At 66.2% G+C, this 12,806-nt stretch carries 9 protein-coding genes and 4 pseudogenes; 8 read left to right on the forward strand and 5 right to left on the reverse strand.

The window, feature by feature from the left end:
• Window positions 1-22: 22 nt before the first annotated feature.
• Both RHA1_RS49745 and RHA1_RS36285 read right to left on the reverse strand, forming a co-directional pair.
• A pseudogene (locus RHA1_RS49745) lies at window positions 23-1,183 on the reverse strand (sigma 54-interacting transcriptional regulator); the annotation flags it as partial.
• A gap of 81 nt (window positions 1,184-1,264) precedes the next feature.
• Entirely contained in the window at window positions 1,265-2,893 is a 1,629-nt protein-coding gene (locus tag RHA1_RS36285) for a long-chain fatty acid--CoA ligase (RefSeq protein ID WP_011599080.1), read from the reverse strand.
• Between the two features lie 201 nt (window positions 2,894-3,094).
• On the opposite strand from RHA1_RS36285, the gene RHA1_RS36290 reads away from it, so the two are divergent.
• The 5 genes from RHA1_RS36290 (at window position 3,095) to RHA1_RS52395 (ending at window position 6,965) form a co-directional block, all read left to right on the forward strand.
• Window positions 3,095-3,994 (forward strand): SMP-30/gluconolactonase/LRE family protein, encoded by a 900-nt coding sequence (locus tag RHA1_RS36290; RefSeq protein ID WP_011599081.1) that lies wholly within the window; start codon window positions 3,095-3,097, stop codon window positions 3,992-3,994.
• Between the two features lie 2 nt (window positions 3,995-3,996).
• On the forward strand, window positions 3,997-4,971 hold the full coding sequence (locus RHA1_RS36295) for an NAD(P)H-dependent flavin oxidoreductase (RefSeq protein ID WP_011599082.1): 975 nt from the start codon (window positions 3,997-3,999) through the stop codon (window positions 4,969-4,971).
• A 20-nt stretch (window positions 4,972-4,991) separates the two neighbouring features.
• Window positions 4,992-5,876 (forward strand): crotonase/enoyl-CoA hydratase family protein, encoded by an 885-nt coding sequence (locus tag RHA1_RS36300; RefSeq protein WP_007298971.1) that lies wholly within the window; start codon window positions 4,992-4,994, stop codon window positions 5,874-5,876.
• Between the two features lie 460 nt (window positions 5,877-6,336).
• Window positions 6,337-6,696, forward strand: coding sequence for a hypothetical protein (locus tag RHA1_RS36305; RefSeq protein WP_237727046.1), 360 nt, complete (start codon window positions 6,337-6,339; stop codon window positions 6,694-6,696).
• On the forward strand, window positions 6,666-6,965 hold the full coding sequence (locus tag RHA1_RS52395) for a hypothetical protein (protein ID WP_016885011.1): 300 nt from the start codon (window positions 6,666-6,668) through the stop codon (window positions 6,963-6,965). Before RHA1_RS36305 ends, RHA1_RS52395 begins: the two co-directional genes overlap by 31 nt.
• 23 nt (window positions 6,966-6,988) lie before the next feature.
• Here the strand turns inward: RHA1_RS52395 and RHA1_RS53735 are convergent.
• Window positions 6,989-7,874: pseudogene (locus RHA1_RS53735) on the reverse strand (transposase); the annotation flags it as partial.
• Between the two features lie 37 nt (window positions 7,875-7,911).
• On the opposite strand from RHA1_RS53735, the gene RHA1_RS36325 reads away from it, so the two are divergent.
• Window positions 7,912-8,649 (forward strand): MFS transporter, encoded by a 738-nt coding sequence (locus RHA1_RS36325; RefSeq protein ID WP_011599087.1) that lies wholly within the window; start codon window positions 7,912-7,914, stop codon window positions 8,647-8,649.
• 157 nt (window positions 8,650-8,806) lie between these two features.
• Here the strand turns inward: RHA1_RS36325 and RHA1_RS52410 are convergent.
• Window positions 8,807-9,222, reverse strand: a pseudogene (locus RHA1_RS52410) (hypothetical protein); the annotation flags it as partial.
• Between the two features lie 9 nt (window positions 9,223-9,231).
• Between RHA1_RS52410 and RHA1_RS52415 the strand changes: the two are divergent.
• Window positions 9,232-9,779 (forward strand): annotated as a pseudogene (locus tag RHA1_RS52415) (hypothetical protein); the annotation flags it as partial.
• 223 nt (window positions 9,780-10,002) lie between these two features.
• On the opposite strand, the gene RHA1_RS36335 reads toward RHA1_RS52415, so the two are convergent.
• A complete protein-coding gene (locus tag RHA1_RS36335) occupies window positions 10,003-11,478 on the reverse strand; it encodes an aldehyde dehydrogenase (NADP(+)) (protein WP_011599089.1) in 1,476 nt (491 codons plus the stop codon).
• 162 nt (window positions 11,479-11,640) lie between these two features.
• Between RHA1_RS36335 and RHA1_RS36340 the strand changes: the two genes are divergently transcribed.
• Window positions 11,641-12,777, forward strand: coding sequence for a CaiB/BaiF CoA transferase family protein (locus RHA1_RS36340; protein ID WP_011599090.1), 1,137 nt, complete (start codon window positions 11,641-11,643; stop codon window positions 12,775-12,777).
• Window positions 12,778-12,806 lie beyond the last annotated feature (29 nt).

The following is a 12,806-nucleotide window of genomic DNA, read 5'->3' on the forward strand; positions in this document are numbered from 1 at the left end:
GCAGGTCCGCGACAGCGGTCGGAGTCAACGTGGAACCGTCGATCACGAAGACATCGCCACCGTGCCCCCACCGCTGCTGGATGTGCCGGGCGACATGCGACTTGCCGACCCCGGACTCGCCGGTCACCAGGACCGGACCCACCGTGCCCGCGATCTCGCCGATGCGGCTTTGCAGCCGGTACGTGGCCAGACTACGGCCGACGATCCGCCCCACGGGCTCGACGGAAGGACCCCGATGCGACGCGGGAGCTACGGCCGTCCGAGGGCGGAAGTGCGCGGAGGAAGCCATCGGACGCAGTTCGAGGATCGCACTGAGCGAATCTCCCGATTCGCCTACCCGACGGGCATGAACCCGCACGTCGATGCCCTCAGCGAAGCGCAGTGGGCCCTCCCATCCCTGCCTGGTGCCCAGGTGGCTGCTGATCCAGTCCCAGATCATCATCTGGTCGGTCGAGTCCATCAGCCGCGACGCCGTCGGAGTCGCGATCACGGTGTCGCGGCTCATCGCCACCACCGCGGCGTTGCCGCGGCGCTTGCTGCGCATGTATTCGCGCAGCAGAGCCTGCTCGCTTCTCGCGGACTGAGCGAAGAGCCGCTCTTCGACGTCCCGGACAGCGGAGAGGATCAGCGGGGCCATCAGGTCGCTGACCTGGTCGATGTTGCACGTGATGTCGAGGATGCCCGTTACCATGCGTGAGACCGGGTCGACGATCGGCGAGCCGACGCACACTAGCGACTGCAGGGACTCGAGCATGTGCTCGTCGCCGCGCACCCGGAAGGCTTTGCGTTCCTCGAGCGCGGTGCCGATGCCGTTGGTACCCGCGTACTGTTCGGAGAACATGAAACCCGGCGCGACCTGGGCGCGGTCGAGACGCCCGAGCAGGGATCTCACCCCCGTGCGCCGGTCGACGATGGTGGCGTCCTGATCGGCCAACAGAATCGTCACCGGCACATCCGCGAGCTGCTCGGCCAACCGATCCACCACGGGGCGTGCAGCACGGACGAGCTTCGAGTCGGTGCGCGTGTCGTCGACGAACCGCAACCGAGAGCCGTCCGCCGCCGCCCCGATCGCACGGCACCGGCGCCACGACTGCTCGATCTCCGGCCGCAACCCCAATGGAGCACCCTCGTGCGCGTCGATGTCACGATCATCCACCAGCGCGCGGATCCAGTCGGTCACCACACATCACCATCTCGGAACACATCGCAGCCAGTACCCCCATTATGTAACCGAGGTCACATCAGCTGTGAGTGTCCCAGAACGCTACACCTCGACGCCCGCGCGCCACCGCTGCCGCATCCGCGCCTTGTCGAGCTTGCCCACCGACGTCTTGGGGACCTCGTCCACCCGCACGAACGTGTCCGGAAGCCAGAATTTCGGCAGGGTCGCCGCCAGATGCGCCCGCAGTCCGTCGTCGGAGACGTCGTCGGTCAGCCGGACCCAAGCGACGGGGCGTTCCTGCCACGTCTCGTGCGGCACCGCGATGACAGCGGCCTCGAGCACGGCCGGGTGCAGCAGCAGCGTGTTCTCCAACTCGACGGAGGAGATCCACTCCCCGCCGCTCTTGATGAGGTCCTTGACCCGATCGCGGATCTCGACCTGACCGTCGGGGTGGATCACCGCGACGTCGCCGGTCCGCAACCAACCGTCGTCGAACGCGTCGCCGGTACGGTCGTCGTCGAGGTACGTGCCGGTCACCCACGGTGAGCGAGCTTCGAGCTCACCGGTGGTGAACCCGTTCCACGGTAGACTTCGCCCGTCCTCGTCGACGATGCGCACCTGGAACAGCGGCAGGGGCCGCCCCTGGCTCGCCGGGACGTGACTGAAGGTCCCCATCGGCGAGGTCTCGGTCATACCCCACCCGTTGACGGTCGAGACTCCGTGCGCGGCCCACCAGTTCACCAGCCCCGACGGCGGTACCTGACCGCCCAGCCACAGGGTGTGCACGCTCCCGAGGTCGTAGCGGGCGGGCTCGGCGTCGAACCGCTCGCGCATGAGCGCGGCAACGGCCGGTGCACCGACGACCACGTCCGGGGTCTGCTCCGTCGTGATCCGCAGCAGCTCGGCCGGCGAGGGGTGCGGCCCGGGAAGGACGAGACGGGCGCCCTGCAGCACCCCCGCGTGTGGAACACCCCAGCTGTGGACGTGGGACATCTGCGTGGCCAGCAGATACGAGCGTGACCCCTCGATCGCGACACCACCGGACGCACTGATCGCCAGGGCATGCAGCACGGTGCTGCGGTGGCTGTACACCACTCCCTTGGGCAACCCGGTGGTACCGGAAGTGAAGCAGATCGACGCAGCGGTGGTCTCGTCGAACTCCGGAAACTCCTCGATCGGTTCGGCATCGTGCAGGAGCCGATCAAACGACCACCACGTCACCGTCGCAGACAGTGCGCGATCGATGCCGTCGAGAGTGCCGAAAACGACCACGTGCCGGATGCGCGGCAGGCGCGGGAGGACTTCGGTGAGCACCGGCAGCAGGTCGGCGTCGATCAGGACCACCTCGTCCTCGGCCTTGTCCATCGTATAGGCGATGTGGTCGGGCGACACCCGGTGGTTGACAGTGTGCAGGATCGCCCCGGACGCCGGAACGGCATAGTAGGCAACCAGGTGTCCGAAGGTGTTCCACGCCAGCGTCGCAACCCTCGTCCCGAACCCGATTCCCAGGTCGTCGAACGCACCGGCGAACCGGCGGGTGGCCGCGCCGAGATCGCGGTAGGTGAACTCCCGGTCGCCGCGGCCGGCGTCGCATGAAACCCCGACCCGGTCGGCGAAGACGTTCTCGGCGTGCCACAGCAGCGAGCTGATCAGCAGTGGACGATCCATCATCGTGGCGAGCATGGCGGTATTCCTCCGGATCCGGTGGGTGAGCGTGCGACCAGCGTCCATGCCGAACCGCCCTGCAGACCGTCCGAATTCGCGACAGCACCCGGATCCACACGCCGCTCTGCAACGCACTGTTGCGTTGTGGGACACCCACACCACAGCGCACGTCGCGAGACTGGGCTCACACCACCCGTACGTGTCAATCGACCTTCGACGGATGGCACGGCACGTGGCACGAGCAGAACCCAGGAAAGAGGTACCGACATGTCCGATCCTCAGCTCACCGAGATCGCGGCGGGCTTCACCTACACCGAGGGACCCCGCTGGCATGAGGGCCGGCTGTGGTTCGTGGACTTCTACACCCACTCGGTCAACGTCGTGAACGCCGACGGATCCATCGAACGGGTCTGTACCGTCGACCACCAGCCCTCCGGTCTCGGCTGGCTCCCCGACGGACGCATGCTCGTCGTCTCGATGAAGGACCGCAAAATCCTCCGCAGAGAACCCGACGGCTCGCTCGTCGAACACGCCGACATCTCCGTCCACTGCCGCGGCTACGCCAACGACATGGTGGTCGCCGCGAACGGACAGGCATACGTCGGCGAATTCGGGTTCGACCTCATGGGCGGCGCCGACCACGAGCACGGCGTCGTCGTCCTCGTCGACACCGACGGCACCTCCCGCGTGGCCGCCGACGGGCTGTCCTTCCCGAACGGCATGTGCATCTCCCCGGACGGAAAGACGCTCTACGTCAACGAACTGTTCGGCAACCGCATCTCCAGGTTCGACATCGCAAGTGGCGGAACACTCGGCCACCGAGAAGATTTCGCCTCCTTCGGAGACCTCGGCGACGAACCGAACGTCGAGAAGCGGCTCGCGGCATGCACGATCGCCCCCGACGGCCAGGCCCTCGACGCCGAGGGCGCTATCTGGATCGCCGACTGCGTCAACCAACGCGCGGTCCGATTGGGTGAGGGCGGAGTCGTCCTCGACGAGGTGAGCACCGCACCGCTCGGCGTGTTCGCGGTCGCCCTCGGCGGAGACGACGGACGAACCCTGTTCCTCTCCGTCGCACCGGATTTCGACGAGGCCAAGCGCAGTGCCGCACGGGAGGCCAAGGTCTTCTCGACGACCGTCGACGTTCCGCACGCAGGAAGGCCGTGACCATGCTGAATACACGTTTCACCGAGATTTTCGGTGTCGAACACCCCGTTGTGTGCGGGGGTATGACCGGCGTGGGCACCGCGGAGCTGATCTCCGCCGTCGCCGAGGCCGGCGGACTCGGGTTCCTCACCGCATTGACCCAACCCACACCCGAAGCACTCACCGCCGAGATCGCCCGGTGCCGCGAGATGACCGACAAGTCGTTCGGCGTCAACCTCACTCTTCTCCCGACGGTCAATCCCGTCCCCTACGACGAGTACCGCGCTGCAATTATCGACAGCGGCATAACTATCGTCGAGACCGCCGGCAGCAATCCCCAGGAGCACGTCGCCGCGTTCAAGGCCGCAGGAGTCAAGGTCATCCACAAGGCGGTGGCCGTTCGGCACGCCGTGAAGGCCCAATCAATGGGCGCCGACGCGGTGAGCATCGACGGGTTCGAGTGCGCCGGCCACCCCGGCAACGAGGACATCCCGGGGCTCATCCTCATCCCCGCCGCGGCCCGCGTCCTCGACATCCCGATCATCGCCAGCGGCGGGTTCGCCACCGGGGACGGGCTCGTAGCAGCACTCGCCCTCGGGGCTTCCGCGATCAATATGGGCACCCGGTTCGTCGCGAGCGACGAAGCGCCCGTGCATCCGAACGTCAAGGCCCAGATCGTCGCCAACGACGAACGCCAGACCATCCTCGTGTTCCGGGAGTTCCGCAACACCGCTCGTGTGGCCCGGAATTCGATTTCCGAGGAGATCGCAACCCTTTCGGCCCGGCCGGGCGCAGAATTCGCCGATGTCGCGCACCTCGCATCCGGGGTACGCGGACGCACCGAGGTGTTGCAGAACGGCGACATGGACGGCGGAATGTGGTGGGCTGGCCAGTCCCAGGGCCTCATCGAGACCGTCCTGCCCTGTAAGACGATCATCTCGGACATCGTGAGCGACGCCGAAGCCGCCATCCGCAGGATCGCCGCCGACCTCACCTGACATGTAGGCAAGGAACAATCATGGAATACACCACCATCCGCCACGAGATCGAGGACGGCATCCTCACTGTCGTGCTCGACCGTTCCGACCACCTCAACGCATTCACCGTCGAGATGGCCGACGAACTCGAGCACACCTTCGTGTCGGTGAACGATAACGACGAGGTCCGAGCGGTGATTGTCACCGGGGAGGGACGCGCGTTCTGCGCCGGCATGGACCTGTCGAGCGAAGGAAACGTGTTCGGTCTCGACGAGTCGAAGACGCCGTCCCTCGCCGACATGCACGATCTCGGCGACCCGGGGCTGCACCGAATCCGCGATACCGGTGGCCGTGTCACTCTTGCGATCCACGCCTGCCGGAAACCGGTGATCGCCGCGATCAACGGTGCGGCCGTCGGGATCGGAGCGACCATGACGTTGGCGATGGACGCGCGCCTGTTGTCGAACAGGGCGCGGTTCGGGCTGGTGTTCGGCAAACTCGGGATCGTGCCGGAAGCGTGCTCGACGTGGTTTCTGCCCCGGCTCGTCGGCATGCCCGCGGCACTCGATCTGGTGTACCGGGCCGACATCCTCGACGCCGACGCCGCACACGCAGTCGGGCTGGCGCAGGCCGTTTACGAACCCGATGCGCTGCTCGGTGCGGCACGAGCGCTGGCGGACGCGTGGACACGCGACCGGTCGCCGGTGTCGGTGGCACTCATGCGCCAGATGATGCTGCGCAATTCCGCAGCGCCGCACCCGGTAGAAGCTCATCGCGTCGATTCCCTGGCCATGTTCTACACCAGCATCGCCGACGGGGCCGACGGCGTGCGCGCCTTCCTCGACAAGCGCCCACCCAGCTTCCGTGGAAAGGCATCCGAGATGCCGCCGTTCTACCGGGAATGGGTCGATGCCCCAGTCCCGTGAACACCCCACACTGGCCAGCCGGACGGTGGGGATGATGCGATCGTGACGTTATGGGTGCACGCGGGCATCGCAGCATCGGAGGTCATCTGTTGCCACGGCGAAGCACCTCAGTGTGCTGACACTGCGCGGGCTCAAGACCCGATCCGGTTACGCCGATACGCGCCGACGAGCCGTACCGAATCGAAGCGCGCTGAGCGTGCCGCAGAAGCTCTGATCGAGGCGGCCCGTCGCGCGCACGCTCAGGCCGGAACACGCTCAGGCCGGAAACTGAACATGAGGCTCGATACTGGCGGCACTTGCAACGGCGCCCCCGTAAATCCAGGACGATATGTGCGTGCCCGGCTCCGGGTCGTGACATTTCCAGCCGCCTGCCGCCGCCACACCGAGGGCCCAGGTAGAAAAACCAGGTGTGGCGGAACGCTCGGATCAGGAGACCCCGATGCCACGACCATCATCATGGGTGAGGACGACGGCCTCCGCCCTCGGTGAGGAGCTGGCACGCATCGGTCTGACCGTCCCCACCGACCGACTCGAGGACCTGCTCACCGACCGAGTCGCCGCCGCCGTAGCCGAGCAGATGCACATCACCGAACGCACCGCCCGCCGGTACTTCGATCCTCACGCACTGCGCACCCTCGCCCGCGAACTGGCCCTGTGCATCAAGGAAGAGGCACCCGGCGCCGACCTGCTGACCCTGCCCCGCACCATCGCCATGCCCCTGCCCACCTCGGTGCGACGATCGCCGCCCTCGCCGGCACCAACAACGGTCCCGACAAGCCGGCACCAGCGATGGCACTGTTCTCCACCCTCGATGTCCTGACCCGAGACCACGACGGCGACCTCCCCACCGTCCGGCTGCCGAAACCGCTCCTCATGCGAACGGTCCGGCTCGTCGAGAACACCGCCGACCTCGTACACCGGGGCTGCACACTGCCACCAGACGTCGCCGAGGACGTCCGACCCGTTACCGTCTTCGTGGTCCCGTTCCGCGGGACTGCGGTCGCCATGTTCCGTATGACTTCTTGCCCCTGTCTCTCGAATGATCCGGGGGTGGTGTCGCCGAACCTGGTGGCGTCGATGGACCGCTGATAGGGATCCGATCAGCGTAGGAGTCAAGCGGCGGTGGGTTCGACTGGGTGGGCCGAGCCGGGGAACGCCTTCGATTCCTCGTAAGTTTGGCCGGTTCGAAGACAGTGGTAGAGCTGGCCCAGAAGTCGGTTGAAGAGATTGCGCAGTGCGGCGGCGTGCCGATCGCCCTGCGTTCGGCGTCGGTCGTAATGGTCGTTGATCGGGCCTGGTCGCGGGATCGCAGCGAAAGCCCATACGAAGCCCACGGCAGCGAGCCTGTTGTTCTTCACGTGCCGGTGAATCACGCAGATGCTGCGCCCAGACGCCCTGGTCACCGGTGCAGAGCCGGCGAAGGCCTTGAGCCCACGGGCATCGGCGAACCGGCCGCGGTCGTCACCGATCTCGGCCAGTACCCGGGCGCCGGTCGCCTCCCCCAGTCCCGGGAAGCTGGTGCTGACCCGGTGGTCCGGCTCTTGCCGAAACGCCTCGGACGCCGCCCCATTGAGGTCGTCGGCGTTCGCGCATTCAGTATTCAAGGTGCCGAGCAGGGCCCGAGCCTGCCGGCCGAGTGCCTGCTCGACCAGTGCCGGTTGCCGCAACTGCGGGCGGCGGAGCGCGCCGAAGGATGCGGGTGGCGGTGTCGTCGAGCCGACGGCGTCGGCCCGCCCGACGCAGCGCGGTGACGATGCGGGCCTTGGTCAACCGTGCGCCCTGCGCCGGGGTCGGTGTGATGGCGAGTATCGCGCGGGCGTCGGGCGTTGCGAGGTTGGTGTGCCCGCTGCCGGCGAATGCCGCCAGGAAGCCCGGGTAGTACTCGCGCAGGAGTGCCCGCAGCTCCTGCGTGGCCTTGGTTCGCCGCCAGATCGCATCCTGGGCGGCGCGCGCGAGGACCGCGATCGACCGCGCGAGGTCGCTGTCAGCAGGCAATTTTGCAAGTTGGTTCAAGCCCAAATAACTCGGCAAAGTCATGGGACTGTTCACCTCCGCCACCTCACTCGGCACCGTCATCGCCAACACCGTCGTCCCATGGATGATCAACCACTACAGCTGGCACGCCTCCTACCATCTTTTCGGTGCCATCTCGGTCGTGACCGCAGTCGCCTGCTATGTAATCATCCGACCGGGACCGGTCGTCAACCAACGCGCCACGAACCGTGACGGCAAACGCCCCTCCGCCTGGAAGACACTGACCACCAACCGTGACCTGATGCTGCTCTCACTCGCGGGGTTCGGCGGCTTCTGGGGCACATACGGATTCGTCACCTGGTCTGACGCCCTCCTCATCAAAGGACATGGAGTCTCCAGCACCACCGCCGGATTCATCGTGGCCATCTTCGCGGGCGTGGCGGTGTTCAGCAAGCCCCTCATCGGAATGCTCGGCGACAAAGTCGGCAGCGCCCGAAAGCCCGCAATCGTCATCCTCGCGCTGTTCGCCGTGATCCTGATCTTCTTCGGCACCCTGGACAACGTCCCGGCGCTCCTGATTGCGGCACCCGTCCTCGGCCTGGTCGGATACGGATACCTGCCGCTGATCGTCGCGATGATTCCGCGTCTGGTTTCGAGCGGGGTCACGGTACCGCCGCCGGCGCCTCCAACGCCTTCTGGCAGATCGCCAGCACTCTCGTCCCTCTCGCGATCGGCGCGGTCTTCTCCGCCACCGGCTCGTTCCTGGCGGCGTTCTCCGCCCTCGCCGTCGGACCGATGATCGGCGCAGTCGTCCTGTACTTCGTCGACGAGGACGGCGGAAGGATCACGGTCGCCGACCCGGCACCGGAACCTCCCGACACCACCACACACTGATACCCACTTCCCAACGACACGAAGGACTCCCGAGGGAGGCCGTCGTATTGTTGGTTGCAGCGCACTCGGGCGTGATCGTCGTTAGCCAGCGCGGCGGCAAGTTCGCGGGACTCGTCGCTGGTGACGGTGTGTCCGAGTTTCGCGAAATCCAAGGTGCGGACCCGGTAGTCATATCCCTCGTCGGCGTGTTGCGGAACATGACTCCGCCCAAGTCCCGGACGACCGCTGTCTTCGGTGTTCCGTCCGGACGCAGCACGCCCGCGCGCTTCATGATGTCCTGGGCCGTGACGTTCTCGAGCTTCTTGCTGGCTTCGGCCCCCAACTCGTTCGTCTCCCCGGACCGGTATCGGGACGCAGCGGAGCGGGACCGCCCGATCCTGGCAGCAACGACATCGACACCGCCCATGCGTTCGATCGCCGCACCTCGCTGCGCATGCCGGACGACGTCAGCGTGTGGAATGCGACCCTGCTGCGGCAAGCCTCGACGATGCGCCAACGCACCCGCGGTCCACGGCCGAACGCCGCGATCACCTACCTGGCGAGGATGCACCCACTCTGCTGCCGAGGCGTGCAGGTGACACCCTCGTCGTGAACGCCTTCCGCGACGCGGTGCGCGCACGTGACCTCGCCGATTGCGCTCGCGTACTATGTCTAGGCCGGTGTCCGGGTCCTATCGTCGCCGAACCTGCACACAGACGTGATCGCCACCAGTAAGCGGTCGGTCATCGGCTCCGCGAATGCTTCCCACGGCTCGACCATCGCCGATGAGGCCGTGGTCATCACCGATGATCCTGACACCGCCGCCGACAACGTGGGTCTACCCGCCGGCAGACGTGGACTCAGACGCCATCGCGATCCCCCATACCCACAGAACCTTCGGCCACCTCCGGCTAGCCCGAACAGACATACAGCCGATTTCGTTGCGGACGCCGAGCACCAGCTCGCCGACCTCGCGCACCCCAATCCCCGAGTCACCACCGATCACGAAATCGTCTCCGCCAGCTGCGCGCCGCACTGCTCCAACTTTGGAACCTTCGAAATACTGCAACCATTACCCGTGTTGAGCAGTGGGAACGACATGTCCCCCAGCAGCGGCTCACCGACATCGCGCCCGGACCTGACCACCCCGCCGCTGCATCCTCGCATTCCGGAAGGGGCTTCCTCGCCGTGGCCGGGCCGTCAGATGGCAGCGGTGAATCGGCAGAGCTCTCTCTTGGGGGCAGCTTGGTGCACCCAGAAAATGCACGGGCCGTGGGCCCTACGACAGATGGCCGTTCACCCGGCGTGGGATACCCCACGGGTTCGCGTCGACGAGTGCGGGAGGCAGATGCGCTTCGTGCACCGATTGGTATGCGACCGGCCGCAGGAACCTCCGAATTGCGGTAGCTCCGACTGACGTGTGAACAGAGTTGGTGGCGGGGTACGGACCACCGTGGTGCTGGGCCCAACTGACGGCGACACCGGTGGGCCATCCGTTCCAGATGACGCGCCCCGCGTAGCGCGCAAGCGCGTCGAGCAGTGCTGCGGCATCGTGGTCATCGTCGGTGCCGTGGACGGTCGCCGTCAGCGTGCCCGGCAGGACAGCCATCGTCGCGTGAAGTTCCGCGACCGATGTGTAAGTCACGATCAATCCGAATGGACCGAAGCACTCTTTGATCAGGGCCTGTGAGTTTCGATGCAACGCCCGAGCGTCGGTCACGCCGATCACCGGGCGGACCGACAGATCGTCCAGATCGCTCTGCTCGGGCGATGACACCGGCCGGACGTCCGGGTGCTCGAGGATCTCCCGGGACACATCGAGGAACGATTGGCGAATTCCTCTGTGCAGCAGACGGAAAGAATCGTCCGCGACCGCAGTTCGGACGAGCCACTCGATCGAACTCTGGTCGGGGACGAACAGAATCCCCGGTTTGGTACAGAACTGACCGGCGCCGAGGAGTAATGATTCGAGGAATTGGCCCGCAATCTTTCCCGACCGTTCCGCAGCCGCAGCAGGTGTCACGAACACCGGGTTGATACTGCCGAGCTCGCCGTAAAACGGGATAGGGTACGGCCGACCGGCTGCCAGGTCTGCAAGAGCCCGGCCACCCGATGTCGAACCGGTGAATCCGACGGCCGTGATGCGCGGATCCTGAACGAGCAGACGTCCGACGTCCGCGCCCTGCACTACCCCGAACGTGCCGTCCGGGGCGCCGCCCGCACGAAGTCCCTCGTCGATCGCCCGCGCGTAGGCGGCGGTCAATCGCGGCTGAGCGGGATGCGCTTTCGCGACGACGGGACAGCCGGCGGCCAATGCGGACGCGGTATCTCCGCCCCCGAGCCCGAACGCGAACGGAAAGTTACTCGCACCGAACACCGCGGCGGGTCCGGTGGGTACAAGCATCCGCCGCAGATCGGGGCGCGGAGCGGGATGCGCGTCCGGATCGGCTGTGTCGATGATGGCCTCCAGCCAGGAGCCCTCTTCGACGACATCGGCGAACATTCGAAGCTGCATCGTGGTTCGCGAGACTTCGCCGCGAAGGCGAGCCTCGGGGAGCGAACTGTCGGCGGCCGCCAGCGGCACCAATTCCGCGCCGTTTGCGTCGAGTGTGTCGGCCATCGACCGCAGAATCTGTGCCCGTCGGCTCGGGTCCGTTCGGGCGAGTGACGTCGCGGCGGTCTCCGCGGCCGAGAGAATCCGCTCGTAATCCTCTGTGGTGGTGTCTGGAAGGGTCTCTATCGCAGTGGTTTCCATTGCTATTCCTGTCGAGTTCGGAGCGTCCCGTGCTGAGGATGTGGGCTTCAGTGTGCGGGAGAACGGGTGTGACCCCATACCTCCACATGGAGATGGTGTGAGTGCAGTCACGACGCCAGGATTGACATCACACGAGGTACCGAATGACTTTGGAGGACGACGATGACCGCAACGACGGGCCCACTTGCGGGGGTTCGGGTACTGGACATGACACGTCTGGCACCCGGACCGTACGCGAGCATGCTGCTCGCGGATCTCGGTGCAGACGTGATCGCGATCGGTGGTGGTCGTTCCGGGCTTCCGGTGCCGGCACTGTCCCGAGGCAAGGAATTCATATCGCTGGATCTCAAGACCGAGGACGGCCGCCAGGCCCTGCGAACGCTCGTCTCGGAAGCTGACGTTTTCATGGAGGGATTCCGGCCCGGTGTTGCGGACAGGCTGGGCGCCGGCTACGCGGAACTGTCGGCCCTCAATCCGGGACTCGTCTACTGCAGCGTAACGGGCTACGGCCAGGGCGGACCGATGGCGCAACGCGCCGGTCACGACATCAACTACCTCGCGATCGGAGGCGCCCTCGGGGTCTTCGGCCCATCGGATCAGCCGCCGGTCCCGCCTTTGAACCTGGTCGCCGACTTCGCGGGGGGTGGGTTGCTGTCGGCTTTCGGCATTCTGGGCGCGTTGTACGACAGGACTCGAACAGGTAAGGGCCGGTATATCGATTCCGCCATGGTCGACGGCGTCCTGTCGATGATGGGAATGAACTTCGTCGATTGGCAGACGCCGACGCTGCCCGGCCGTGGACGTGGCGTACTGGTCGGGTCGATGCCGTTCTATCGGTGCTATCGCTGTTCCGACGGTCGATACGTCGCGGTCGGCGCCCTGGAGGTGGCATTTTTCGAGCGGTTGTGGACCACCCTCAACCTCGGAGCCGTACCGAATCATTTCGACGAGTCCACCTGGGACCTCATCGAGAAGTCGCTGACCGCCGAGTTCGAGAAGAAGACGATGGTGGAGTGGACCGCGGTGTTCGCCGACGTGGATGCGTGCGTAACACCGGTGCTCGAACCGCACGAGCTGTCCACGTTCGACCAGATCGTGGCCAGGGATCCGGGATTCGCACTGGATTCGGTCCCGGTGGTCCCAGTGTTCTCCGGCGGACCGAAACGGCGCATCACCGACACCCGCATCAAGACCGAAGAAGTCCTGCGCCGCGCCGGACTTCCCGAAGATGTCGCCGGCCGTGCCGCCGCGGACGGCGTCCCACCCTCCGTGACGGGTCTGAGCTGGCCACCACTGTGACCGCCGACCCCCGAATCATCACATTCCCC

The organism is Rhodococcus jostii RHA1, from assembly GCF_000014565.1.
Taxonomy (GTDB): Bacteria; Actinomycetota; Actinomycetes; order Mycobacteriales; family Mycobacteriaceae; genus Rhodococcus_F; species Rhodococcus_F jostii_A.

What these genes read in the sequence shown, in the direction of transcription:
- RHA1_RS36285 (WP_011599080.1), bottom strand. Translation starts at nt 2,893, where the DNA reads ATGGACGCTGGTCGCACGCTCACCCACCGGATCCGGAGGAATACCGCC.
- RHA1_RS36290 (WP_011599081.1), top strand. Translation starts at nt 3,095, where the DNA reads ATGTCCGATCCTCAGCTCACCGAGATCGCGGCGGGCTTCACCTACACC.
- RHA1_RS36295 (WP_011599082.1), top strand. Translation starts at nt 3,997, where the DNA reads ATGCTGAATACACGTTTCACCGAGATTTTCGGTGTCGAACACCCCGTT.
- RHA1_RS36300 (WP_007298971.1), top strand. Translation starts at nt 4,992, where the DNA reads ATGGAATACACCACCATCCGCCACGAGATCGAGGACGGCATCCTCACT.
- RHA1_RS52395 (WP_016885011.1), top strand. Translation starts at nt 6,666, where the DNA reads ATGGCACTGTTCTCCACCCTCGATGTCCTGACCCGAGACCACGACGGC.
- RHA1_RS36325 (WP_011599087.1), top strand. Translation starts at nt 7,912, where the DNA reads ATGGGACTGTTCACCTCCGCCACCTCACTCGGCACCGTCATCGCCAAC.
- RHA1_RS36335 (WP_011599089.1), bottom strand. Translation starts at nt 11,478, where the DNA reads ATGGAAACCACTGCGATAGAGACCCTTCCAGACACCACCACAGAGGAT.
- RHA1_RS36340 (WP_011599090.1), top strand. Translation starts at nt 11,641, where the DNA reads ATGACCGCAACGACGGGCCCACTTGCGGGGGTTCGGGTACTGGACATG.